Below are 22,324 nucleotides of genomic sequence, written 5' to 3'. Positions count from 1 at the left end.
GTCATGCGCTGCCCAAGAGATCCGGGTGTCGTCACTTGGTGGTTGCGCGATGCGGGCGGGCGGGAGCAACCAGGGGGCGCGCGCCCGGTTCAGGCAGTGGCCTCGAGTGTGGCGAGGTCGCGCACCGCGTAACGGTGATGCTCGGCCTCTTCCTTCAGCACCACCTTGAGGCAGCGGCGTACGACGTACTCCTGGTCTGGGTACGGGTCTGCCGGCTTGCGACCGCATACACGATCGAGCTCGGCCTCGGTGAGGCTGTCGACGACCCGCCGCATCGTGGCCATGCGGGCGAGCCGCGGCGCGAGCACCTCGTCGAGCGTCGGAGTGGCTTCGAGGGTGAGCCCTAGCTTCGCCGCCGCGTCGGGTTCCATCCCGCCGGTGGGGAAGCCCAACGGGTGGTACGGCGCTTCCTCCTCGAGCACGGCATTGCCGAGCCAGGCATCGCCGCCGTGCAGCAGGTGTCGTTGGGTCTCGACGTACGACCACTCGCCGTTGACCTGCTCGTGCAACTTTGCCTCGGGCAACAGCCGGGCGCGGTCGAGCGTCGCCTGCCACATCCTCTCGATGGCATCCCAAGCAGAGCGGTAGTCGTCGGGGGACGAGGCATCACGCGCCAGCACCCGCGTGGGGTGCTGCCGGTCGAGCTCGGCCTCGACGTAGGCGGTTACGTCGACGTCGTTGACGACGACACGCTCGAAGTCGCCACCGAGGTAGACGTCGCTCCCGTAGCAATCGACGATCTTCAGACCGCTGACCTCGCAATCGCGGATCTCGAACCCGGCGAGCTCACTCGAGCGGATGCGGGCACCACGGAACTGGTCACTATGGGCGTACTCAGTAGCCATCGAGGCAGACTCCTGGGGGATCACGCAACAGCCGGGGCCCGAACGCCATCCAACTCGCACCCCGTGAGCGTGGAATTCAGCATGAACACAGAAAAGCTATGGGACCTGCGGCCACATGGCAATAACCGCCCGCCGTCGACATGCACGCTGCCTGCACAACCGCAATCGTTGGCGAGAGTGCATCTACTGATACTCGCCTTGTTTGGCTGCCAGATGCCGATCTGATGTCAAACATTTCCATCGGATGGATCAGCGACCGCGCACTCCACCTCCCCTGATCCCTTGAGACGACGCCGAATGCCCCGTAGGCGGTGGGCAGTCCCGGGCTGCCACCGTTCAAAGGCCGCCATGGGCGGCGAGGATTTCGTCGAGCAGCTCGCTCATGCTCGAGCCCCGGGCAGCACCTTCATGAGAACGCGCCGATCGCCGTGGACGCTCGCTGCGGATAGTGCTTCAGCGATGGTGATCGCCCCGGCGGCGAGTCCCAGGACGACTTCTGGCTCCGCTTCGAGGATGGTGTCGGGGCGCCGGTCCGGTTCGACGGTCACGTGCGGCCCGTCCTCGTCGATCCGCAGAGTCATGAAGCAGCCGGAAACCTCGATGCCGAGCTCAGTCGGAGGCTTTGCCGTCCTTCCGCTGAGTAGCGCTGGGAGTGCGACAGCCAGCCAGCGAGGCTGAAACGAATCGGAGTCTCGCCCGCTCACCATGAGTGGGGTGCTCCAGCCGACGAGGGCCTCGATTGCTTCCCGGAGCTGACTGCCCCAGGGCGTCAGCGCGTACGTGACGCCGCCCGCTTGGCCCAGTCGCCGCTCGATCACTCCGGCGGACTCCAAGCTGCGCAGGCGGCCGGCCAGCAGATTCGTGGCTATCCCTCCCAGTGACGCGACGAGTTCGCTGTAGCGCATCGGGCCGGGAAGAAGCTCGCGGACGATGAGGAGACTCCAGCGATCGCCCACCGTGTCGAGCGCGCGCGCAAGACCACAGAACTGTCCGTAGGAGCGAGCTGACATGTGCTTGACTTTCTCTATCGAGCTTGATGTTATCAAGCAACGTACCAGAGGAAGTCTCCCCGAGAGGGTCCAATGTCTGTCTCCGGAAGAGCCGCCCCTTCCACCTCGCTGGCCTCGACCGCGACCAGCGCCCTGCGCGCCGCCGCGGAGAGCGGGGATGCGGACGCGGTCGCCGAACTGCTGGCGCCTGGCGTCGTCTTTCACTCGCCGATGACGGACCGAGTGCGCTTCGAAGGCAAGGAGGAGGTCGCGGCGCTGCACCGCGACATCTTCGCCGTCCTTGATGACCTCGAGACCACCGAAGCGCTCGCGCTCGGTGATTCGCGATCGTTCTCCTTTCGCGCGCGGGTTCGCGGCGTGGACCTCGAGGCCCACGTCCTGCTGCACGTCAACGAGCAGGGTCAGATCGACGAGCTCAAGATCTTCGTTCGCCCGCTGCCGGCCCTCGCGACGCTGTTCGCGGTACTCCCGCCGCGGGTCTCGGCGAGGCGTCGCGGACGCCTCACGGGCGCGGTCGCGGCCTACCTCACCGGGCCCCTCGCCTTCGTAGTGCGCACCGCCGACCGCTTCACGCCCCGATTCCTGTAGGTAGCAGTGGCAGACTGCTGACGTTGCCGTACGGCGGCCGGTTCGCCGGTGCCAGCGAGATGCCTTCGGCCTCTGCATTCGCCCGGATCGCGTCCTCGCTGCGGCCGAGCTTGATGCTCCTTACGCCGGTCGGGATGTTGCCGTCGGCAACTTCTGGCGGTGTTGCCACATCCTCGGTGGTCCATTCCTCGCCGTTGTGACGGCCGGTGGTCGTGACGGCCGCGCAGTGCCGCGAGAAGCGCGGTCTGCAGCGGCGGCGAGGTCTCGGCAGCAGCGAGCTACGCACCCGGATCCGGACCGATCCCATAGCCCCGCATGGCGACACCCGCCGGCCAGGCTTTCGCTGCCGCCCGGGATCCACAACGAGCCCAAGACGCCCGACTCAACCAGTCGCTGGGCTGGGTCATCAGATCCAGGGAAGGCGATCAGGCACCTGGACCCGGGGAGTTGCTGTCTATCGGGATTCGCGCGCGGTCTACCGCGCTCGCGGTCTGAGAGGCGAGGCGCTCGGTGGGTTGTCGGGGCGGGAGTGGGTTCAAGCGTTCGTGGCAGCGGGTTCCTGCGGCGCCGCCCAGGAGTGTGCCCACCATGGTGACGAGCAGGATCGCCACGAGAGCGAGCAAAGTTAGCGGTCTGCGATCAGTTTCGGCGATGGGTAGAGACGGCCAGTCGATTCGCGCGGCGAGGTCGTACTTGCGGTCCGCTACAAAGCCCAGCGCGACGATGAGGCCACCGGCGATCCAGCTGAAGAACCAGACGCCCAGGCCTTGCCGGCCGCCGTGCGAGCGCACCATGCGCCCGCTGGCGTAGGCACCGGAGAACGCGCCGAGTCCCATCGTCAGCACGAGGAGAATCCAGGCGCCGACAAGAAGCCTGCGCAGGCCGGCGTCAGTCTCCGACCAGTCGGCAATTCTGTCCCAGCCGAACAGACTGCAGACAACACCCAGCAACGACGCCAGGAGTACGACGGTGCTGCCGGCGACCAGCCAGCCGAAGAACGCGGCACTGAACGCGCCGCCCACAATGTCAGGCTCTTCCGGAGCATCGGTGACGAGTGGCGAGAGATCAGCATCGTTCTCCAGGTGCCGCTCATCGGTGCCAATCTCAACGTCGTCATCAAGGCCGTCGGCCTCGATTCCGAACAACTCATCCAGTCCGACCTCGATGACCTGGTCGGACTCCCGCTCCGCGTAGACCGCACCTCGCCGATGCCACATGGCCGCTCCTTGAACGGATCCGGCGCCCAGGTCAGCTGATTCAGCCGCGGCCCACAGCCTTGGGTGGTGAGCCTTCGAACGGCCCATCCGCTACGCCTTCACCAGTACCCCGAACACGCACCAGGGATGCGAATGCTCGCGCGCCGAGCAAACACCGACGAAGGTCGACAAGTCGGCCACGCAACGGAGTCAGAGAGTCGCCATCAGAAAGCGACGACGTGGGCCTGGAGGATGCGACAACATCCGCCGTTCACAGTGATCAGCGGAAGCTGGCAGGCGCCCAGTAGTGGTAGCGGTTGTGGGCCGCCGTGAGCCGCATGGCTGACTCGCTCTCAGGGTACCGGCAGGAAGACCGCTGCTGCGGAAGGAGTGACCATGCCGAAGGACCGTTTGGGCGACAAGTTCGACCGGCGGGTTGAACAGATCAAGGGCGGAGTGAAGAACCTCGCTCACAAGATGACAGAGGACGACAACAGCCCACGCACCGACGCTATGGCAGGGCGCATGAGGGGTGAGGTGGCCAAGGCTGGTGGTGCGATGCGACGGTCATCCGCCAAGGGCCGGACCGGCTCGAAGAAGGCAGCCTCAGACCTGAGAACCAAGGCGCAGCTGTACGCCGAAGCCGCACGCATCGGCGTGAAGGGCCGGTCGAAGATGACCAAGGACCAGCTGGCCAAGGCGGTGCGTCGCGGCCGATCCTGACTGTCTTCAAGCCGCACATAAGACGTCCCGTTCCCCTGGGCTCGGGACGTCCGGCATGTTCTCGACGAGATGCACGAGTGCCCTAGCGACTCCAACGATTGCCCCAGCACGCCGGCGCCCCGCCGTACGATCCGGATCGGGTGCCGGGTCGGCGACCGTCGCCAGATCCCATCGGAGCACGGCGTCAGGCCGGGAGCACCGTCGGAGGTGGGGTCAGGGGGTTCGTAAGCAGAATTCGTTGCCGTCGGGGTCGGTGAGGGGGATCCAGGTGGGGTCGCATTGGCGGGTGGTCGAGCTGGTTGCGCCTAGGGAGATCAGGCGGTTGAGCTCCAGGTGGGGATCGGTGCTGGGGGTGAGGTCGAAGTGGAGGCGGTTTTTGGCGGGTTTGGGGGCTACGGGAGAGCCGCCCCACGTGATCTTTGGGCCGCCGTGGGGAGAGCGAATGGCGGTCTCCTCGTCCTGGTCCCAGACCAAGGGCCAGGCCAGGGCTTTGGACCAGAAGTAGCCGACTGCTTGGGAGCCGTCGGAGGCAATGGCGCCTAGGAAGCCGCAGTCGGCCAGGAACTTGTTGCCTGGGGGAAGGACGCAGAACTCGTTGCCTTCGGGGTCTGCCAGTACGACGTGGCCTTCTTCTGGACGTTGGCCGATGTCGATGTGGCGGGCGCCTAGGTCGAGGGATTTCGCGACTGTTTGCTGTTGGTGCTCCAGCGATTGGCTGGTGAGGTCGAAGTGCATCTGGTTCGGGACGGTCTTCGGTTCCCCGGTGGGGAGGAAGCGGAGCAGGAAGCCGGTGTCGTCGGTCGGGCGGAGGGTGACGGCGTCTTGTTCCGTCTCCCAGTCCAGGACGCCGGCCCAGAAGCGCGCCAGGCGCGGCGGGTCGTTGGCGTCGAAGCAGAGTGCATGGAGTTGAGAGGTCATCCGACGCAGCCTTCCGCTCAGGAGGTCCTCAACGGTAGGCAAGCGCGAGACGCCACGGCAACGCAATTAACGGGCCCGGTCGATCACCGTGAGCAGCGCTCCGAGGAGGACGACGGTCGCCGCGGCGAGAGGAAGGCCGTGTGGGCCGAGGAAGCTGAGGATGCCGGCGAGGGCGGAGCCGGCCGAGGCTGCGGCGATCTTGAGGGAGGCCATCGTGACGAAGACCTGTGCCCGAGCAGCAGGAGGTGCGTACTCCGATCGCGCGGCGAAGGTGGCGGCGCCGAACAGAGCGTTGCCCAGCCCGATCAGAGCGAAAGCCACCAGCGCGACCACGTAGCTGGGTGTGAAGGCACAGATCGCAGTAGCCGCACCGGTGAGGGCGACGTACCGAGTGGTCAGGCGGTCGGGTTCACCGCGCAGGGGAAAGGCCGTCACCAGCAGGGCGCCGACGAGGCTGCCGACGCCGAGCACCGCCATCAGCGTCGCACCGGCGCTGGATCGACCGGTGAGATGGGTTGCCAGTACGACGGCGATCACCGCGAGACCGCCGTTGCTCATGGCCGTCAGCATGGTGGCGTAGTTGACCCGGCGCAGTGGGCCGTGCCGGACCAGCAGCTTCAGGACCGCTCGGACCTTCTCGGCGTCCTTCGACTTGCCGTCGTCGGTGACCGCGGGTGGCAGTGTGAGCGTGATGAAGGCGGCGACGATTGCGGCGGCGCCGAGGCTGACGAGGGCAACGCGAGGATCGGTGACGGCTGCGAGCGCGGCGACGCCCGCCGGTCCGGCGACACTGGCGACACTGAAACTGAGCAGGTCCAAGCCCTCGCCCCGGCGGCGGGTCCGTTGGTCCGGGCCGGTGAGATCGGCTACCCGACTGCTCATTCCGCCGGTCAGCAACGGGCCGCAGCAACCCGCGACGACTGTTGCCAAGAGCACTAAAACAAGTGGTACCCGCCCGAGCAGCATCGCGGAACCGGCGAGTGCGCCGCCGAAGAGAACGAAGGCGACGAACAGGTAGCGGCGGCTGTCGCGAGCGCGGTCCAGGCGACGGGCAACCACCGGTCCGAGAACGTGCGGAGCCGTCAGTCCAGCGGCGAGGATGCCGCCGACCGCTTCGGGATGCGACAGGTCAGGTTGTGCGACCGCCAGCAGGACCAGGCCCACTGCGGCTCCGCTGTCGGCTGCCCGCGCGAGGCTCGCCGCGACGAAGTACCGCGCCAGAGCCGCCTTCTGCATCGCGTTTCCCAGTCGTCATTGGCCAACAGCCATGGACCGGTTCCCCGCAGCAGGTTTTCTCAACCGGCGGGAACCTCTTGTACGGTGCGATGGAGAAGGCAGAACTCGTTGCCCTCGGGGTCGGCCAGGACGGTCCACGTCGCGTCGTCCGGCTGGCCGAGGTCGACGTGGGTGGCTCCCAGGTCCAGCAGGCGTTGCAGTTCCTGCTCGGTCGAGACGCCGTCGGCGCGGACGTCCAGGTGCAGGCGGTTCTTGACCTGTTTGCGTTCGGGAACGGTCGCGATGTCGATTTTCAGTCCCGGCCCGTCGCCGGCGATGCTGATGAACTCCACATCCTCCTCGACGATGCGCCACCCCAGAACGGCGCACCAGAACTCGGCCACTCGGCGGCTGTCCACCGCGTCGATGGCGATCGCTGCAAGCCGACTCGTCATACTGGAACCCTAGAACACTTACCTCAGGTACCAGCCTCGGGTGTTGTTGGCTGCTTGCCAGAGCCTTGCGTACGGGCCATCGGCGACGACGAGGGATTGGTGAGTTCCGGTCTCAACGACCTGACCGTTGTCGAGGACAACGATCTGGTCTGCCCGGCCCGGCGACCACTTCCCACCCATACGTCGACGGTAGCCGAGGAGCTCAACCGGTGATCTGAGCGGCGAGTTTCTCGGCCTCGTCCTTGGTGTAGGTGCCGGCGATCTGGATCTTGCCGCCGGGGATGGCGGACATGACGGCCGGGGCGGCGACGACCTGGCCGCGGACGACGATCGCGATCTGATTGAGGGGTGTTTGCTTGGTGGCGAGATCGGCGGTGAGACTGCCGAAGGTCTTGGCGCCTTCGTCGTCGAAGGTCAGGTTGATCAGCCAGGTGGCGTTGTCGGGTGACTGGGCGGGTTCGACCTCGATGATGTGGCTGCCGTCGAGCTCGACCTTGCCGAGGACGTAGTTGTAGCCGTCCAAACCACAGACGGTCGAGCCGGATGGAGTCGGCGACGCACTGCTGCAGCCGCCTGCCTCGGCCTTCAGGACTCGACGGAACTGCACCGCATCAGGAGTCGCCGGCTTGGTCACTGCGCTCGGCGTATCCGGCTCGTTGAGGCGCCGTACGACGATGACCGTGCCCACCGCCAGCACTGCGACCAATACGAGCACGAGTACGCCGACCAGCACGAGCAGACCGCGGCCACGCTGCGATGGTGCGCCGTACGAAGGTGGCGGTGGAGGGGTCGGCTGTGCCATGACAGCAGATGCTATGCGCGGATGAAGTCACCGGCCGCGGAGCAGGCGAGCCGCGAGCTCGGCGTTGCGTTGAGCGAACGGCTGCCAGTGCACGGGCGTCGCCGTCACCCGATCCCGCGCGACAGCCTCGGAGACGGCGCGTTGCGTCCACGTGCGCATCCGGCCCGCGCGGATCTGGAAGTGCACGAGGACGCCGTCGGCCCAGCCGTACACGTCGGCGTCGTGCGGCTCGAGCCGGGAAACCTTCTGCTCGGCGACGATCCAGTCGAACGCCGCGATCTCGTCCTGCACCTTCGCCGCGAACTCGAACCGCAGCTCGGCGGCAGCACGGTCCCGGCGCCGTTCCAGCTCGGCCCGGAGCGCGGCCACCGCCGCCGGATCACGTTCGAGTACGGCGATCGCCGTCCGGGCAAGGGTTTCGCGGTCGGCCGGCCCGATCCCGAACAGCTGGGCGAACTCGCGCGTCGAGCCATCCGCCGTACCGGCGTAGGTCAGTGGCAGCACGCGGTGGAGCGCGGAGATCGCCTGCCGGATCCGGAGACCGCCGAGGTACGGGCCGAAGTGCCGCGCGGTTCCCGAGGCCAGGTGGGCGAACCGCAGGCCGGGGCGCTGCGGGCTGTCGTCGAACCGGATGTACCCGACGACCTCCTGGCCGCCTTCGGTGCGGTTCCAGCGCGGCTTGGAATGCTCCAGCAGGTTGCGTTCCAGCCAGGCCGCCTCGTGGTCGGAGTCGCACCACACACCTTCGACCCGCTCGATACGCTCCACCATCCGGCGCAGCCGCGGCCGGTCCCCCAGGTTCGTCCAGTACGACTGCACCCGCCGGCGCAGGTTCACCGCCCGCCCGACATACAGCACCTTCCCGGTCCCATCCCGAAAGCGATAGACGCCCGGTCCCACCGGAAGCTCCCGTGCGACGGTCCGCGCTGAACTCACTCCACCATTCTCACTTACCAGCCTTCAGATCGAGGCCGGTCGCATCGCCAGAGCTTCGCAGTTCCAGGCGGTCATAGTCGATGGAGTAGGCGAGCTTGCCTTTCAACCTGGCCAGTACGCCGTCATGCAGTCGAGCGGCATCGCCGGTGCAGGCCTTGTCGGTGACACTCAGGTCACCGACAGTCAGTGTGGTCGCCGTGTGGGTGACGGAACCATGGAACTGGTTGCAGCCGGTCGATCCGATGACCCGCCCGCCCTTGATGGTGATGGTCGCCGGCGGCAGGTCGTAGAAATGCTCGAAGACCTCCTTCGTCATCATCCCGTCAACAGTCCAGGTGGTGCCCTGGAGCGGAAGGTCGGGTTCGACCACCTTCCGGTCCTGCAGGACGAGCGTCGTACCGCCTCTGGTGATGGTCAGTACGTCGGCCTCGAGCTTCCAGGTGGGGCGGTCCATCAGAAACCTTGCCAGCCACTCGTCCTGGGCTTGTCGTGCGGGGTCGCAGCCCATCTCGGTGCCGCCGTACCCGTCCATCACGATCGTGCCGCCGTCCAGCGAGATCTCGCCGCCCAACTGATTGCAGCCGGTGTGGAACGACAAGGCACTGTCGTTCCGGAAGTCCAGCCGGATCCGGGTGTTCGGCGCCAGTGGCTTGACCTTGCCGTCTTCGGTGACTTTCACCGACAGGTACGACGTGCCTACCGGCGAACCACCTGCGTCATCGACCGCCACGACCTCGCTGCCGCAGGCAGTCAACGAGACGACGAGCAAGCCCAGCAGTCGCATCCTCATACTCCTAGGATGCGAGCGGGGCCTGAGTCGTTGCACCGCTTGACCCCTACCTGTGATGGGATCTGTGGTTGGGTTCCCCGGGTCGCCGGGTTGCCGTCCAGGCGCAGGTCGCCCGCTCGGGGAGCGTCCCGGGGAACCCACCAGTCAGCTCTTCGCGATCATCAGCCAGCTGACCTGGATGTCGGGTGAGCGGGTCGGGGTGATGGTGACCGTGAGCTTGCCGTCGTCTCCCACCACGCCTGGGTACGCCGCTGCCGTCGGGGTGGCGGTGAAGAGGCGTTGGGCGTCCACAACGGAGCCGTTGACGGAGACCGAGGCGGCTCGGTTGGCCCAGGGCCAGGGGTCGTAGTAGCCGGCGTGGACTGTGTAGGTGCCCGGTTCGAGGCCGCCGAAGGTGTAGACGAGCGGCTCGTGGTTCTTGGCGTAGCGCAGGGTGGTGTAGAGGTCACCGGAGCCGGCAGGGGCGCTGGAGCCGGTATAGCCCCAAGTCGTGCCAGTAGTCGGGTCAGTCGCCAGTGGCTGCTCGGGCACGGAGTTCAGCAGAGGGGAAGCTACCTCCGCCAGGCGTGTCCAGTCCGGTGTCGCAGCACCCCCCGCGTTGACGGCGTACCGCAGACCGTGCGGCACCACCACGACCGAGCGAGTGAAGCTACGACCGTCCGACAGTGTCCCCCGCAACGAGGCCGGGCCGGGCTGGGCGACACTCGATGCGTCCCACGTGACTGCGACCTGCTGCGAGCCGCGGGCGGTCGTCACAGTGACTTGGCTGGGCAGGGTGCTGGTGTCGTTCAGCCAGACGTGGTCCGGGACGGCCGACGTGACGGTCCAGCGGGTGTAGGGCTTCAGGTCCTTGAGCGTCCACTCCTGATCCGGGCCGATCGACAGCGTGCCGCCCTCGCCGAAGCTCATCGGCATCCAGACATACGGCGCGTTCGCCAGATCGCTCGGCGTCCACCGGTCCCCCATGAAGATGAACTTGTTGTGCTTGCGGTCGACCGGGATCACGTTGGTGCTCTGCGACCGGTACGTGTTCGCCGCGCCGGCACCGCCGATCGGGTTACCGCGATCGGTGAACTGACCGAGGATGTTCTGCGATGTCGCGTACCGCGCCGGGTTCGGATCCCAGCCGGTCGCGCCCGACGTCACCAGGTAGTAGGTGCCCTCGGACTTGAACATCGCCGGGGCCTCCCGCTGGTTGCACGGCAGCGTCCGGACGAAGTCCTTGCCCTGAACGGCGTTCTGCGGTGCGGCGGACAGGTAGGTGTAGGCCTTGTTCAGCTTGGAGATGTACATCGTCCGGTTCTCCTCGGACGAGTAGATGATGTACGCCGTGCCGTCGTCGTCCACGAACAGGTTCATGTCCCGGGCCATCCCGCCGGCCGGGTCGAACGCGGACGACGTACCGCACCACGGCACCGAGTCGCTCGGCACCCGGTTCAGCCGGTAGGAGTCGATCCAGCGGAACGGGCCGGTCGGCGAGTCCGCGATCGCGACCCCGGCCTCGGCGCGGGCGTACGTCGAGGTGCTCGTCGGTGACGACGGTCCGTCGGAGTGCACCCACATCACCCATTTCCCGGTGGCCTGGTTGTAGATCACCTTCGGCCGCTCGAGGATCGACGGCCGCGCCCAGCCGTCGTCCCGAACACTGTTGGTGGACAGGTCACGCCACACGATCTCCTGCTGCGCGGCCGTGTACCCCTTGTAGAGCTTCGCGAAGTACTTGTCGTTCTCGAACTGGTCGCGCGAGCTCATCGCCCGCAACGCGAGTCCCTCGTCCTTCCAGTTGTAGAGGTCGTACGACGAGTACACGTGCACACCCGGGCTGTCGAAGTAACCCTTGCTGCGATCCTCGCCGTACCAGTAGTAGATCCGCTGGCCACGGTGATCGATCGACGGCACGACCTGGCCGCCATGTGCCTGGACAACCTGACCATTGCTGTCCAGCCACGGCTCCCCCGGCCGGAAGGACTCGTACTTGTCGACGGCTGAGGCCGGTGTGACACCGGCGACCGAGGCCACCAGAATCGCCAACGCTGCAACGGCGAATCGTAATCTTCGACGGGTCATCGTGACTGTCTCCTCACCAGACGAGAACGTGTGCCTCAGCGTGCTGCGTGGCCCGGACGACTTCAACGGTCCGTACACGATCGAACACAGTTGTGACGATCCGGTCAGCGCCTGAAGTAACCACCTACTGACCCCGAGTAGGCGGCATTGCGCTAGCGCGCATCCTGCCCCATGCTGGCGAACACCTCGATGTTTTCTCGCCGGGGGTGGTGAGGGCAGGCATCGAGGATCGCTTTGTCTGGGGGGACAATGTCTATATCCGCATGCCGGTTGCCGAGGGCAATCATCGCAGCACTGTTGGTAGCCGGCGGCCTGTTCGTCGTACCGGCCGCGCGCGCCGCGGTCGCGCCGAGCGGCTTCAGCGAACAGGTCGCGTTCAGCGGGCTGACGAATCCGACGAACGTCGCGTTCGCTGCCGACGGCCGCGTGTTCGTCGCCGAGAAGAGCGGCCTGATCAAGGTCTTCGATTCGCTCGAGGACACGACGCCGGCTGTGTTCGCGGACCTGCGCACCAAGGTCTACAACTACTGGGACCGCGGCCTGCTCGGCCTCGCCCTGCACCCAGACTTCCCCGCCGATCCACGCGTCTACGTCCTCTACACGTACGACGGCCTGATCGGCGGACCGTCGCCGAAGTGGGGAACTGTCGGCGGAACCGACGACCCCTGCCCGTCACCACCCGGTCCGACGAGTGACGGCTGCCAAGCCAGCGCGCGCTTGTCGGTCCTGACGCCCAACGGCTCGACCGTGGCCGAGCAGGTGCTGGTCGAGGACTGGTGCCAGGTGTTCCCCAGCCACTCGATCGGTTCGATCGAATTCGGTCCGGACGGCATGCTGTACGCCGGCGGTGGCGACGGCGCCAGCTTCAGCTACGCCGATTACGGCCAGGACGCCTTCCCCGCCTCGGACATCACGCCGGACAACCCCTGTGGCGATCCGCCGTCACCGACCGGCACCGCGCTCGCGCCGCCGTCGGCCCAGGGCGGCGCGTTGCGCGCCCAGGACATCCGCACGAGCGGCGACCCGGCGACGCTGGACGGATCGATCATCCGGATCAACCCCGACACCGGGCTTGCCGCGCCCGGCAACCCCATGCTGAGCAGCCCGGATCTCAACACACGCCGGATCGTGGCGCACGGCCTACGCAACCCGATGCGCTTCGACTTCCGCCCGGGCACCAGCGAGATCTGGGTCGGCGACGTCGGCTGGGGTGCGTGGGAGGAGATCAACCGCATCACCAACCCGACCGCGGTAACCAACTTCGGCTGGCCCTGCTACGAGGGCGCCGCCAGGCAGAGCGGGTACGACGCGAACGACCTGAGCATCTGCGAGAACCTGTACGCCGCCGGTCCGTCCGCGGTCGCAGCGCCGTACTTCGCTTATCACCACAGCGAACGGGTGGTGGCCGGTGAGAGCTGCGGGACGGGTAGCTCCTCCATCACCGGAATGTCGTTCTACGAGAAGGGCAACTACCCGCCGGAGTACGACGGCGCCCTGTTCTTCGCCGACTACAGCCGCAAGTGCGTCTGGGCGATGCTCCCGGACGCCAACGGCCTGCCGGACCCGGGCAAGCTCGTCACCTTCGCTTCGGGTTACGGGACCACCAGGCTGCAGACCGGACCGGGCGGTGACATCTTCGCGGTCGACTACGACAACGGCCGGATCATCCGCTACGTCTACAACGGGACCAACACCCCGCCGACCGCGATCATCAACGCCGATCCGGCCAGCGGCCCGAGCCCGCTCACCGTCACCTTCGACGGCACCGCCTCCCACGACGCCGACGGCGACGCGCTGACGTATGCCTGGGACCTCGACGGCGACGGCCAGTACGACGACTCGACCGCCGCGACCGTCCAGTACACCTACACGGGCAGCCAAGTCGTCACCGCCGGGCTCCGCGTGAACGACGGCCGCGGCGGTGTCGGCACCGCGGCGACCGAGATCGAGGTGGCCACGGGTGCACCCATCGCGACCAACGATCCACCCACCGCGACCATCACCGCACCCGATCCGTCGACGACCTGGAAGGTCGGCGACACCATCAGCTTCGCGGGTACGGCGACCGACCCCGAGCAGGGCACGTTGCCCGCATCGGCCCTCACCTGGGCGCTGATCATGCATCACTGCCCGAGCGACTGCCACGCGCATCAGATCACCACGATGGCCGGCCCGAGCACCTCGTTCACCGCGCCCGATCACGAGTATCCGTCGTACCTGGAACTCAGGCTCACCGCCACGGACGCCGGTGGCCTGACCGACGTCAAGAGTGTGCGGCTCGACCCGAAGGCCGTCGGGCTCACGTTCGCGACCCAGCCGTCGGGGATGAAGCTCACCTACTTGTCGAAGAACGTGAGCACCCCGACGACCAGTACGGCGATCGTCGGGTCGAGCGGATCGTTGTCCGCCGACCTGTTCCAGCCGTCGGCGGGCAAGCTGTACCGGTTCGCGTCCTGGTCGGACGGCGGTGCACGCAACCACAACTTCACCGCGCCGGCCACACCGACGACATACACAGCGACGTACCTACCGAAGCGGAATCTGGCGCTCAACCGTCCGGTGGCCGTGTCCAGCGTCTACACCGCGGGCCGCGAAGGGCCGAAGGCCGTGGACGGCTCGATGGCGACGGCCTGGTCGAGCGCGCGAAGTGATCCGCAGTGGTTGCAGGTCGACCTCGGCTCGGTCCAGTTGGTCGATCGGGTGCTGCTCAACTGGCTGGGGTCGGCGTACGCGAAGGGCTATCAAGTTCAGGTGTTGGCCAGTGGACGGACGTGGAAGACCGTCTACTCGACCACGGTCGGCGACGGTGGTGTGGACAGCTTGACGTTCACGCCCAACCTCGCCCGGTACGTCCGCATCAACGCGACCAGCCGGGGTGTTGCGGGCAGCTACTACTCGCTGTGGGAGGTCGGCATCTTCCAGAACACCGGGCCGATCACCGGGATCGCCGGCAAGTGCATCGACCTCTACCAAGCCAGCTCGGCCGACGGTACGCCAGTCACGCTCTACACCTGCCACGGCCATGCGAACCAGCAGTGGACCCAGTTCGAGGACGGCACCCTCAGGGCCCTCGGCAAGTGCCTGGACGCACGCGGTACGGCGCTCCGCACACCGGCCGTGCTGTGGACGTGTGACGGCAGCGGAGGCCAGAAGTGGTTGCCACGCACAAACGGCACACTCCTCAACCGCCGCTCCGCCCAATGCCTGGACGCCACCGGGGGCTCAAGCGCCAACGGCACCCGCCTGATCCTCTACACCTGCCACACCGCCCTCAACCAAAAGTGGACGCTGCCTTAACGTCCTGACGGCAGCAGTTGACAGGCGAGCGTCAAGCCCTGGCTCGGGTGAGCCAGGGCTTGCTGGGTGGGGTCAGGCGTTGTGGCGTTGGTCTGCGCAGAGCTTCGCGATCCAGGTCCAGCCGAGGATGATGGCGAGGCCGAAGGCGATGATGGTGGGGCGGGAGCCGGCGCCGGCGCTGAGGCCGGCGAAGGCGCCGAAGAACAGGATGCCGGTGGCCGCGGAGTAGCGGCTGAAGGCTGTCCGGCCGATGCTGCGGTAGTGCGCGGCGACCACCAGGCAGGCGGCGATCAGGCCGGTGAAACCGATGCTCCCGGCAACGAAGTGGCCCATCCCCCGAGTGCTGATCTCGGCGTAGTCGGCCGGGGTACCAGCCGGGAACCCTGCCGCCGGGTCGGCCGGAAAGACGGCGGCGAGCAGGAGTCCGACGCCATACGCGCCGAGCAGCCGGGGCGCCCACTTGCCGCCGCGACCGCGCAACGTCCGGCGGAGTCCGACGGCGGCACCGATCGACAGCAGGCCGCTGATCACGAAGTTCGCGGTCTGGATCCAGCCCGGGCCGCCGTTGGCCAGCAGGCTCGCCGGGTGCCGGGTCGGGTCGAAACCCTCGCGGGTGAAGGCCTGGCCCAGCCAGACCGCGATGTACAGCGGGCCGGCCACGATCCCGCCGGTCAGCAGAGCGCGGGTGGAGACACGAGTGGTGGCCGGGATCGTCAGGTGGTTGGTGGTCATGGCCGGTGTCCTTCCAGGTGGTCTGAGGTGTTCCTTCACCCCTGCGTCGACCGGCCCCGGCCGAAATCGACACCCCACCCGAAAAAGCTTGAGAAGAACCGCGTGGCGTGGATGCTGGGCAGATGACAGACGAAGACGAGGTACGGGCCGTCGCGGCGGCCTTCGACGAGATCCTGGTCGGCAACGACGCCACCGCCGTCGCGAGCTACATGACCGACGACTGGGTGTACGTCGACGCGGCCGGAATCACCTCCAAGTCCGACCTCATCGGCTGGATCGCCTCCGGCCGACTGGCCCACCACACCATGACCGTCGTCGGCGGCGAGCGGCTGATCCGCGTGGGTGACACCTTCGTCCACACCGCACGGAAGGCCAGTTCAGGTCTCTGGGACGGATCGCCGTACACGACCGAGGAGTGGATCAGCGACCTGTACGTCCGCGAATCCGGCCGGTGGCGCTGCGCTTTCAGCCAGAAATCTGTGTGATTCAGCTGACGCGACCGCGCTGCCGGGTGGGCCGGCAGCGCGGGCGTCTTATTCGTTGAGCAGCTTCTCGTACGCCGTGGCCGGCCAGCTGGCGGCGGTTTTGGTGACCAGCTTGGCGCCCAGGCGGTCGTAGAAGCGGTAGCCGGCCTCGTTCTCGAGGCGGAGGCCCCAGCCGATGGTCAGGCGGTCCGGGAGAGCGTGGCGGGCCAACTCGAGCATCAGCTGGCGACCGACGCCGGCGTCGCGGAACTGCTCGCGGACGTAGAGGTCGTCGAGGGCGAGCATCTCCCCACCGACCCAGAGGTACGGGCGGCGCAGCGAGGACACGTACCCCGCCGGTGTTCCGTCGATCTCGGCGATCAGCACGATCACGTCGTCCCGGCCGAGGAACCCTTGCCAGTCCTCGACGGTGGCCGTGACGTACTTCCCCTGGTCCTGGTAGTCGGCGAGCTCGACCAGCATGGTCCGGGCGAGCTCCGCATCCGCGGGCACCGCACGGCGGATCTCAGTGGACATGAGCTGCTCCTGTCGGCTTGGCGACCGGTACGACGACCACCGCGAGGACGGCTGCGACCGCCGCGGTGATCGCCGCGAAGGTGAAGCCGCGGCTGAAACCGGTGGTGACCGTTCCGGCCAGGCTTGCTGCCGCGATACTCGACACGATCGCCACACCGAGCGCCGCACCGAACTCGTGGAAGGTGCTCAGGATCCCGGACGCCAGCCCGGCTTCGGTGTAGTGGATCTGCGCGAACGTCGTGGTCGAGGCCGCGACGAAGGCCGCACCGATCCCGCCGGCACCGAAACTCGTCCCGATCACGACCACGGCAGCACCCTCCCAGATGGCGGGGGCAGCGATGCCGATGGCGGCGATGACCATCCCGATCATCGCGACCGGACGGGCACCGACCTTGCCGATCACCTGGCCGGACACCTGCGCGCCGGCGATGGTCAGTACGGCGATCGGCAGGAACAGCAGCCCGGTCCGCAGTGCGCCGTACCCCTTGTAGTGCTGCAGGTAGAACGACCCCAGGAAGAACACCGCGATCATCAGCGCGGTTGCTACCAGGATGAGGAAGGTACCGGCGACCACCGGACGGCGGGTCAGGATCCGCAGGTCCATCAGCGGCGAGCGGACGACCTTCTGGAGCCAGGCGAACGCGGCGTACAGGACGACCGAGCCGGCCAGCGTGCCCAGCGTCGCGGCCGACAGCCAGCCGCGGTCACCGGCGTTGATCAGCGCGTAGATCGCCGTACCGGTGCCGGCCGTCACCAGGATCGCGCCCGGTACGTCGAGCCGGCCCTGGCGTTCGGCCGGACCGTCGGCCGGCAGCATCTTCAGCAGGATCGCGAACACGATCACACCGATCGGCACGTTCACGTAGAACACCCACTGCCAGCCCGGGCCGGCGGTCAGTACACCACCGAGCAGTACGCCGATCGCCGAGCCGCCCCCACCGATGGCGGACCAGATGCCGAGGGCCTTGTTCCGCTCGTCGCCGTCGAAGGTCTTGGTCACCGTCGACAGCGCGGCCGGAGACAACAGCGCGGCACCGATCCCCTGCGCGATCCGGCCGCCGATCAGCACCTCGGCACTGTTCGCCAGGCCGGTCGCCAGCGAGGCCGCGGTGAACACCAGCAGACCGGCCAGCACCACCTTGCGAGAGCCGAACAGGTCGGACGCGCGCCCGCCGAGCAGCATCAGCCCGCCGAACATCAGCGTGTAGGCGCTGACCACCCAGGTCAGTGTGTCGCGCTCCAGTTGCAGGTCAGCGCCGATGTGCGGCAGCGCGATCGCCACCACGGTCACATCGAGGATCAGCATGAACTGCGCGATGGCGAGCAGTCCCAGCATCCGCCACCGCCGCGGATCCGCCACGGTGACCTCAGGTTCTGTCATGGTCCCTTCCTCGCTCTTAAATCGAACAGCATTGTTCGAGTTATTTCGGCTACAGTAACTCGTACAGTGGTGTTCGACAAGAGGAGGCGCGATGCCGGCGAAATCAGCGGGTACGGCGACCAAGCGGGCCGACGCACAGCGCAACATCGCGGCGATCGTGGACGCCGCCACCACCTGCCTGAGTCGCGATCCGAGTGCGAGCACCAGCGAGATCGCCAAGGCGGCCGGCGTCGGCCGAGTCACGCTCTACGGCCACTTCCCATCCCGGACCGAACTGGTCGACGCGGTCTTCGTGCACGCGATCGAGCGCGGTGAAGCAGCACTCGGCGAGGTCGACTTGTCCGGCGACCCGCGCGCGGCCCTGGCGCGGCTGATCGAGTCGAGCTGGCACCTGGTCGACCGGTTCCGCTCGCTCCTGGTCGCCGCGCAGGACGCCCTTCCCCCAGGCCGGATCCGCGAGCTGCACGCCGATCCGATGGTGCGGGTGGAGCGGCTGATCGAGCGCGGTCAGAAGGAAGGCGCGTTCCGGACCGACCTGCCGACGTCCTGGCTGGTCGGCGCCATGCACAGCGTCATGCACGGCGCGGCCGACGAGATCAACGCCGGGCGGCTCACCCCCGACAAGGCCGCCGAGTACATCACCGCGACGGTCCTGGCCGCCTTCACCCCACCGGGCGAACGCGTCCCGGCCTGACCGGCTGGGTACCGCGTTGACCATGCTGAACGTTGCCGAGCTGTCCGAACTGCAGAAACGCTTCGTCCGCCTCAACTTCGGCACCGGCCCGAAACTCCTCGAGGAACTCGTCTCCCGCCTGACCTCAGCCGTCCTCGACTGATCCCCGATGCGGCGACAGGCTGGTGTCAGCCTCCCGCCTGACCGTGCCGCGGCGCATGACCCAGCGTTCCCAGCTGTCGTCGACGCCGTGCTCCAGCGCATAGAGAACGCCGTACGAGCCGGGCGCGATCCGCGCGACCTCGCTGAACAGCTTGATGACGCCGTCATCGCGATGGTTGTGCGAGCCCGCCAGCCACAGGTGCAGGCTGCCGTTCGCCCAGCGCACGTCGACGGTCTCATTCGGTACGTCGGTGGTGGCGAGCCGGGTCACCTCGTCCTCGGCCGCGCGTTGGCGTGCTTCGGCGGACTCGTCATCCTCCGTGCCGGGGCTCGCCACGATGGTGGCCCAGCCGTGCCACTCGAACAACTCACTCCAGCCAGGTGGTTTCGAAGGTGGGGTTGGCGTGGATGTGGACGGCTTCGTAGCCCTCGGGGCCGGTGGCGAACTTGTGCGGGGTGTCCGCCGGTACGACGAGGATCTGGCCGGCCCGGCCGACGACCTGCTCGGTGTCCACGGTGAACGTGGCCGAACCACGGCGGATGATGAATGTCTCGGCGTACGGGTGCTTGTGCAGGCGCGGGCCGACACCCTCCTTGGTGGTCGACTCGAGGATCAGCGAGACCCCGGCCCCACCCGGAAGCAGCTCGTAGTTCTCAGTCCACTCCTCACCGTCGTCCCGCCCGTCGGCGCGGCTGATCACCGCCGCGCCGGTGTTCGCGATCTCGGTCATGACATCTCTCCCCTCAGTTCCAGCCCCACCGTAGACCGCGACCGGTTCGCTTGCGACCGCAGTGATCAGGACTGAAAGGTCGTCGGCTCCCGCTCGCTCTGCCTGGCGGCGACCGGGCCGAGGGCCGCCACGAGCAGCGCGAGTACGGCGACGCCACCGAGCGCGACCGGCAACGACCAGGCCGACGAGGCGGCGCCGACCGCGGCCGGACCGAGCAGGAAGCCCAGGTACGCGAGCGTGGTCACGGTCGAGATCGCACCGGCTCGCCGCTCCGGACCGGCCCACGCACCGGTCATGCCGATGATCGTCGGCGCGCAGACCGACGTCCCCAGCCCGGCGACGCCGATCCCGATCAAGGCCGGCCACGCACTGCCGGCCGTGGCCGCGACGATCGAACCCGCCGCCGCGATGATGCCGCCGGCAACCAGCAGCTGGACCGGCCGGAGCCGCCGGAGCAGAGCGTTGCCGGCGATCCGCCCGGTCGCGGCCGCGGCGGCGAACACCGCGGGAGCGCTGGACGCCAGTCCTGGTGCGGCGTCCAACGAGGTGTCGAGGTGTACGGCGCTCCAGCTCTGCCAGGCGTTCTCCACGACGTACGCGAGGGCGCAGAGTCCGCCGAAAACAAGGAGAACGGGCTCGAGCCGCCGCTTCGATTTCGGCTCGGTGGACGCTTGCAGGTTGGCGCGGGAGCCTGGCGCGAGGACGACGACGGCCGCGACGGCGATGGTCACACCGACACCGCCGAGCACTGGTAACGCGTCCGCGCCGGCTGTGCGGAGCGCCGCCGTACCGAGGCTGGCGATCACGACCGCGACGGAAAAGATGCCGTGGGCAAGGTTCATCAGCGGCTTGCCGGTGACCGCTTCCGCATGGGATCCGGTCGCGTTGATCGCGACATCCGTCGCTCCGGAGGTCACGCCGAGCAGGAAGAGCGCTCCGCTGAGCGTGACGACGTCGGTGGCGAAGGCGGGCAGTACGCCGCACAGGCCGAACAACACGACCACGACCGGCAGCACGACACCGCCGTACCGATCGATCAGATACCCGGTGAACCGCATCGAGGCCAGCGCACCCAGCCCCACCATGAGCAGCGCGATCCCGAGCTCGCCGTCGCCGACACCCGACTCCGCCCGCACGGCGGGCAGACTCGCACCCCAAGCCCCCCAGAACAGTCCGAACCCACCAAACCCCACGAGTGTCCTGAGCACCCACTCAACCCTAGACCTTCGAGTGGTGGGTCGCTCGCCAGGTCATCGGTCGAGAGGGTTGTGGTGGAGCGGGAGGCGCATGCCCAGGCGCCAGAGGACGGCGGCGCGGGAGTTGGGACGCTCCTTGGATTCGCGGCGCATGAGGGTGGCGAAGCAGGTGGGAAAGCCGTCGCGGGGATATTTGCTGACGACCTCGCGGATGGCCCGGCGGGGTAGGTCGGCGGCCCGGGTACCGGCGACGTCGAGGTGGGCGCCGGCGTGGAGGAGATGCGCCTCGAGTCCCTGATCCGCTGGGACGCGGACGTTCATGTGCAAGGCGATCGCGTGCGCGACTTCCTCGGCGTACGACGGTTGGGCGCCGAGCGATGTGAGCGTCGTACGGGCGACTTCACCACCGTGTACGGCGAAGCAGGCGACGGACTCCGGCGGCCGGTAGTCGTCGGTGAGCGCGATGTCGTGCAGGAGGCAGGCGACGTACAGAAGCTCCTCGTCTGGTTTGGTCCCTGCCGCGAGGAGCTCGGCCCACAACCAGGTACGCAGGCAGTGACCGAGCAACGGGTCTGGGTACGACGCTTTGGCCAGCTCGAGCACCTGCCGGGTCAGCGCGGTGTCGGGCGGCTCACGCTCAGTCAGCACCGCCGCACCAGGGCCGCTCGTCAAGTGCGCACGGATCGTGCTGGGGAGGCCGCTGATCTGCGCAAACACAGCCGAGCGAGCAAACCGCACCTTGGCAGCCAGGCCGAGCTCTCCAGTCCGCATCACCCGCCACCTTTCTTACAATCATTGCAAGACCGGGCACGCTAGCACCCCTGTGGCAGGCCCAACAAGAATCGCCGCGGCCAACCTGGGTACCGGACCCACGTCGGGTTAAGCAGACAGCCCACAGTGCGGCTCCCGTGGCGGGCACTCGCAAAGCCCACCACGGGGGCGCACTTCCACCCACCCCCGCCGGAGCATCACCCGCCCAACTGACCGGGTCAGCTGATCTGCTGGACTGTGGTGGCGTGGCGTCGGGCCAGATCGTGGTAGACGGCTGCATTGTGGTCGACGAACAGTTTGGCGACGCCCTCGAGCGGGACGATCTTCTTCGCCGGGCTGCCCATTGCCACGGACTCCGGCGGGATCACCGCGCCAGGGGTGACCGTCGAGCCGGCCGCGACCAGGCTGCGCTCGCCTACCACCGCGCCGTCGAGGACGATCGCACCGTTCCCGACCAGCGCCTGCTCGCCGATGGTGCAGTCGTGGACCAGGCACTGGTGTCCGACGGTCGCGTTCGGCCCGATCTCACACCCGTTGCTGCCGACGTGGATAACGGTGTTGTCCTGGATGTTCGCCCCCGCCCGGATGGTGATCCGGCCCAGATCGGCCCGAATCACCGCGCCGTACCAGATCGACACCCCTTCCTCGACCACCACGTCCCCCACCAACGTCGCAGTCGGCGCAACCCACGCCTCCGGATGCACGACCGGGCTCTTACCTTCGAACGAGAACAAGGGCATACCCGGCACCCTAATCCGCAACCAACCCCACCCCGCCGCGCCGCCGGCGGCAAAGACAACCGCCGGGTGGCCTCACACAGGCTGTTTCCTGTCCC

General features: G+C 67.7%; 24 protein-coding genes. 5 read left to right on the top strand and 19 right to left on the bottom strand.

Annotated elements, in window-relative coordinates; translation table 11 throughout:
• Positions 1–89: 89 nt before the first annotated feature.
• Both AB0F43_RS12330 and AB0F43_RS12325 read right to left on the bottom strand, forming a co-directional pair.
• A complete protein-coding gene (locus tag AB0F43_RS12330) occupies positions 90–845 on the bottom strand; it encodes a DinB family protein (RefSeq protein ID WP_360474234.1) in 756 nt (251 codons plus the stop codon).
• A gap of 380 nt (positions 846–1,225) precedes the next feature.
• A complete protein-coding gene (locus tag AB0F43_RS12325) occupies positions 1,226–1,855 on the bottom strand; it encodes a helix-turn-helix domain-containing protein (protein ID WP_360474232.1) in 630 nt (209 codons plus the stop codon).
• A 72-nt stretch (positions 1,856–1,927) separates the two neighbouring features.
• Here AB0F43_RS12325 and AB0F43_RS12320 point away from each other — a divergent pair, with 72 nt between their 5' ends.
• Positions 1,928–2,443 carry a nuclear transport factor 2 family protein gene (locus tag AB0F43_RS12320; RefSeq protein ID WP_360474231.1) on the top strand — a complete coding sequence of 172 codons (516 nt, stop codon included), beginning with the start codon at positions 1,928–1,930 and terminating at the stop codon, positions 2,441–2,443.
• Here AB0F43_RS12320 and AB0F43_RS12315 read toward each other — a convergent pair.
• Both AB0F43_RS12315 and AB0F43_RS12310 read right to left on the bottom strand, forming a co-directional pair.
• Positions 2,424–2,612, bottom strand: a complete 189-nt coding sequence (locus AB0F43_RS12315) for a hypothetical protein (RefSeq protein WP_360474229.1) — start codon at positions 2,610–2,612, stop codon at positions 2,424–2,426. The two genes, AB0F43_RS12320 and AB0F43_RS12315, sit on opposite strands and share 20 nt — an antisense overlap.
• Positions 2,613–2,868: 256 nt before the next feature.
• Positions 2,869–3,660 carry a hypothetical protein gene (locus AB0F43_RS12310; protein ID WP_360474227.1) on the bottom strand — a complete coding sequence of 264 codons (792 nt, stop codon included), beginning with the start codon at positions 3,658–3,660 and terminating at the stop codon, positions 2,869–2,871.
• Positions 3,661–4,035: 375 nt separating this feature from the next.
• On the opposite strand from AB0F43_RS12310, the gene AB0F43_RS12305 reads away from it, so the two are divergent.
• Complete coding sequence (locus tag AB0F43_RS12305; protein ID WP_360474225.1) at positions 4,036–4,362, top strand: hypothetical protein; 327 nt, start codon at positions 4,036–4,038, stop codon at positions 4,360–4,362.
• Between the two features lie 213 nt (positions 4,363–4,575).
• On the opposite strand, the gene AB0F43_RS12300 is transcribed toward AB0F43_RS12305, so the two are convergent.
• The 7 genes from AB0F43_RS12300 to AB0F43_RS12270 all read right to left on the bottom strand — a co-directional run bounded on the left by AB0F43_RS12300 (position 4,576) and on the right by AB0F43_RS12270 (position 11,509).
• Complete coding sequence (locus AB0F43_RS12300) at positions 4,576–5,280, bottom strand: VOC family protein (RefSeq protein WP_360474223.1); 705 nt, start codon at positions 5,278–5,280, stop codon at positions 4,576–4,578.
• A gap of 66 nt (positions 5,281–5,346) precedes the next feature.
• Positions 5,347–6,516, bottom strand: coding sequence for an MFS transporter (locus AB0F43_RS12295; RefSeq protein WP_360474222.1), 1,170 nt, complete (start codon positions 6,514–6,516; stop codon positions 5,347–5,349).
• A 59-nt stretch (positions 6,517–6,575) separates the two neighbouring features.
• Positions 6,576–6,950, bottom strand: coding sequence for a VOC family protein (locus AB0F43_RS12290; RefSeq protein ID WP_360474220.1), 375 nt, complete (start codon positions 6,948–6,950; stop codon positions 6,576–6,578).
• 202 nt (positions 6,951–7,152) lie between these two features.
• Entirely contained in the window at positions 7,153–7,752 is a 600-nt protein-coding gene (locus tag AB0F43_RS12285) for a hypothetical protein (protein WP_360474218.1), read from the bottom strand.
• Positions 7,753–7,779: 27 nt separating this feature from the next.
• Positions 7,780–8,688 (bottom strand): GIY-YIG nuclease family protein, encoded by a 909-nt coding sequence (locus tag AB0F43_RS12280; protein ID WP_360474216.1) that lies wholly within the window; start codon positions 8,686–8,688, stop codon positions 7,780–7,782.
• A 10-nt stretch (positions 8,689–8,698) separates the two neighbouring features.
• Positions 8,699–9,478: an META domain-containing protein gene (locus tag AB0F43_RS12275; RefSeq protein WP_360474215.1), complete on the bottom strand. Its 780-nt coding sequence runs from the start codon at positions 9,476–9,478 to the stop codon at positions 8,699–8,701.
• Positions 9,479–9,622: 144 nt separating this feature from the next.
• A complete protein-coding gene (locus AB0F43_RS12270) occupies positions 9,623–11,509 on the bottom strand; it encodes a family 43 glycosylhydrolase (protein WP_360474213.1) in 1,887 nt (628 codons plus the stop codon).
• A 306-nt stretch (positions 11,510–11,815) separates the two neighbouring features.
• On the opposite strand from AB0F43_RS12270, the gene AB0F43_RS12265 reads away from it, so the two are divergent.
• Entirely contained in the window at positions 11,816–14,842 is a 3,027-nt protein-coding gene (locus AB0F43_RS12265) for a ricin-type beta-trefoil lectin domain protein (protein ID WP_360474211.1), read from the top strand.
• A 72-nt stretch (positions 14,843–14,914) separates the two neighbouring features.
• On the opposite strand, the gene AB0F43_RS12260 is transcribed toward AB0F43_RS12265, so the two are convergent.
• Entirely contained in the window at positions 14,915–15,574 is a 660-nt protein-coding gene (locus AB0F43_RS12260; RefSeq protein ID WP_360474209.1) for a DUF998 domain-containing protein, read from the bottom strand.
• Between the two features lie 122 nt (positions 15,575–15,696).
• Here AB0F43_RS12260 and AB0F43_RS12255 point away from each other — a divergent pair, with 122 nt between their 5' ends.
• The gene (locus AB0F43_RS12255) at positions 15,697–16,059 is read left to right on the top strand and encodes a nuclear transport factor 2 family protein (protein WP_360474208.1); all 363 of its coding nucleotides are present in this window, start codon (positions 15,697–15,699) and stop codon (positions 16,057–16,059) included.
• Positions 16,060–16,107: 48 nt separating this feature from the next.
• Here the strand turns inward: AB0F43_RS12255 and AB0F43_RS12250 are convergent, their stop codons facing one another.
• A complete protein-coding gene (locus AB0F43_RS12250; RefSeq protein WP_360474206.1) occupies positions 16,108–16,575 on the bottom strand; it encodes a GNAT family N-acetyltransferase in 468 nt (155 codons plus the stop codon).
• Positions 16,565–17,956: an MFS transporter gene (locus AB0F43_RS12245; RefSeq protein WP_360474204.1), complete on the bottom strand. Its 1,392-nt coding sequence runs from the start codon at positions 17,954–17,956 to the stop codon at positions 16,565–16,567. Before AB0F43_RS12245 ends, AB0F43_RS12250 begins: the two co-directional genes overlap by 11 nt.
• Positions 17,957–18,047: 91 nt before the next feature.
• On the opposite strand from AB0F43_RS12245, the gene AB0F43_RS12240 reads away from it, so the two are divergent.
• Positions 18,048–18,650: a TetR/AcrR family transcriptional regulator gene (locus AB0F43_RS12240; RefSeq protein WP_360474202.1), complete on the top strand. Its 603-nt coding sequence runs from the start codon at positions 18,048–18,050 to the stop codon at positions 18,648–18,650.
• 124 nt (positions 18,651–18,774) lie between these two features.
• Here the strand turns inward: AB0F43_RS12240 and AB0F43_RS12235 are convergent, their stop codons facing one another.
• The 5 genes from AB0F43_RS12235 to AB0F43_RS12215 all read right to left on the bottom strand — a co-directional run bounded on the left by AB0F43_RS12235 (position 18,775) and on the right by AB0F43_RS12215 (position 22,229).
• On the bottom strand, positions 18,775–19,158 hold the full coding sequence (locus AB0F43_RS12235) for an Imm7 family immunity protein (protein ID WP_360474200.1): 384 nt from the start codon (positions 19,156–19,158) through the stop codon (positions 18,775–18,777).
• A gap of 1 nt (position 19,159) precedes the next feature.
• Positions 19,160–19,522: a cupin domain-containing protein gene (locus AB0F43_RS12230; RefSeq protein ID WP_360474198.1), complete on the bottom strand. Its 363-nt coding sequence runs from the start codon at positions 19,520–19,522 to the stop codon at positions 19,160–19,162.
• A gap of 65 nt (positions 19,523–19,587) precedes the next feature.
• Complete coding sequence (locus tag AB0F43_RS12225; RefSeq protein ID WP_360474196.1) at positions 19,588–20,730, bottom strand: MFS transporter; 1,143 nt, start codon at positions 20,728–20,730, stop codon at positions 19,588–19,590.
• Between the two features lie 42 nt (positions 20,731–20,772).
• Positions 20,773–21,489 carry an HD domain-containing protein gene (locus AB0F43_RS12220; RefSeq protein ID WP_360474194.1) on the bottom strand — a complete coding sequence of 239 codons (717 nt, stop codon included), beginning with the start codon at positions 21,487–21,489 and terminating at the stop codon, positions 20,773–20,775.
• Between the two features lie 218 nt (positions 21,490–21,707).
• Positions 21,708–22,229, bottom strand: a complete 522-nt coding sequence (locus tag AB0F43_RS12215) for a gamma carbonic anhydrase family protein (protein WP_360474192.1) — start codon at positions 22,227–22,229, stop codon at positions 21,708–21,710.
• Between the last annotated feature and the right edge of the window lie 95 nt (positions 22,230–22,324).

The organism is Kribbella sp. NPDC023972 (assembly GCF_040639075.1).
Lineage (GTDB): Bacteria > Actinomycetota > Actinomycetes > Propionibacteriales > Kribbellaceae > Kribbella.
Note: the sequence above shows the minus strand (reverse complement) of the source record. Positions and strands in the feature narration are given on the sequence as shown.

Coding starts and splice junctions, on each gene's coding strand:
- AB0F43_RS12330 (WP_360474234.1), bottom strand. CDS start 845: ATGGCTACTGAGTACGCCCATAGTGACCAGTTCCGTGGTGCCCGCATC.
- AB0F43_RS12325 (WP_360474232.1), bottom strand. CDS start 1,855: ATGTCAGCTCGCTCCTACGGACAGTTCTGTGGTCTTGCGCGCGCGCTC.
- AB0F43_RS12320 (WP_360474231.1), top strand. CDS start 1,928: ATGTCTGTCTCCGGAAGAGCCGCCCCTTCCACCTCGCTGGCCTCGACC.
- AB0F43_RS12310 (WP_360474227.1), bottom strand. CDS start 3,660: ATGTGGCATCGGCGAGGTGCGGTCTACGCGGAGCGGGAGTCCGACCAG.
- AB0F43_RS12305 (WP_360474225.1), top strand. CDS start 4,036: ATGCCGAAGGACCGTTTGGGCGACAAGTTCGACCGGCGGGTTGAACAG.
- AB0F43_RS12300 (WP_360474223.1), bottom strand. CDS start 5,280: ATGACCTCTCAACTCCATGCACTCTGCTTCGACGCCAACGACCCGCCG.
- AB0F43_RS12295 (WP_360474222.1), bottom strand. CDS start 6,516: ATGCAGAAGGCGGCTCTGGCGCGGTACTTCGTCGCGGCGAGCCTCGCG.
- AB0F43_RS12290 (WP_360474220.1), bottom strand. CDS start 6,950: ATGACGAGTCGGCTTGCAGCGATCGCCATCGACGCGGTGGACAGCCGC.
- AB0F43_RS12285 (WP_360474218.1), bottom strand. CDS start 7,752: ATGGCACAGCCGACCCCTCCACCGCCACCTTCGTACGGCGCACCATCG.
- AB0F43_RS12275 (WP_360474215.1), bottom strand. CDS start 9,478: ATGAGGATGCGACTGCTGGGCTTGCTCGTCGTCTCGTTGACTGCCTGC.
- AB0F43_RS12260 (WP_360474209.1), bottom strand. CDS start 15,574: ATGACCACCAACCACCTGACGATCCCGGCCACCACTCGTGTCTCCACC.
- AB0F43_RS12255 (WP_360474208.1), top strand. CDS start 15,697: ATGACAGACGAAGACGAGGTACGGGCCGTCGCGGCGGCCTTCGACGAG.
- AB0F43_RS12250 (WP_360474206.1), bottom strand. CDS start 16,575: ATGTCCACTGAGATCCGCCGTGCGGTGCCCGCGGATGCGGAGCTCGCC.
- AB0F43_RS12245 (WP_360474204.1), bottom strand. CDS start 17,956: ATGACAGAACCTGAGGTCACCGTGGCGGATCCGCGGCGGTGGCGGATG.
- AB0F43_RS12240 (WP_360474202.1), top strand. CDS start 18,048: ATGCCGGCGAAATCAGCGGGTACGGCGACCAAGCGGGCCGACGCACAG.
- AB0F43_RS12230 (WP_360474198.1), bottom strand. CDS start 19,522: ATGACCGAGATCGCGAACACCGGCGCGGCGGTGATCAGCCGCGCCGAC.
- AB0F43_RS12220 (WP_360474194.1), bottom strand. CDS start 21,489: ATGCGGACTGGAGAGCTCGGCCTGGCTGCCAAGGTGCGGTTTGCTCGC.
- AB0F43_RS12215 (WP_360474192.1), bottom strand. CDS start 22,229: ATGCCCTTGTTCTCGTTCGAAGGTAAGAGCCCGGTCGTGCATCCGGAG.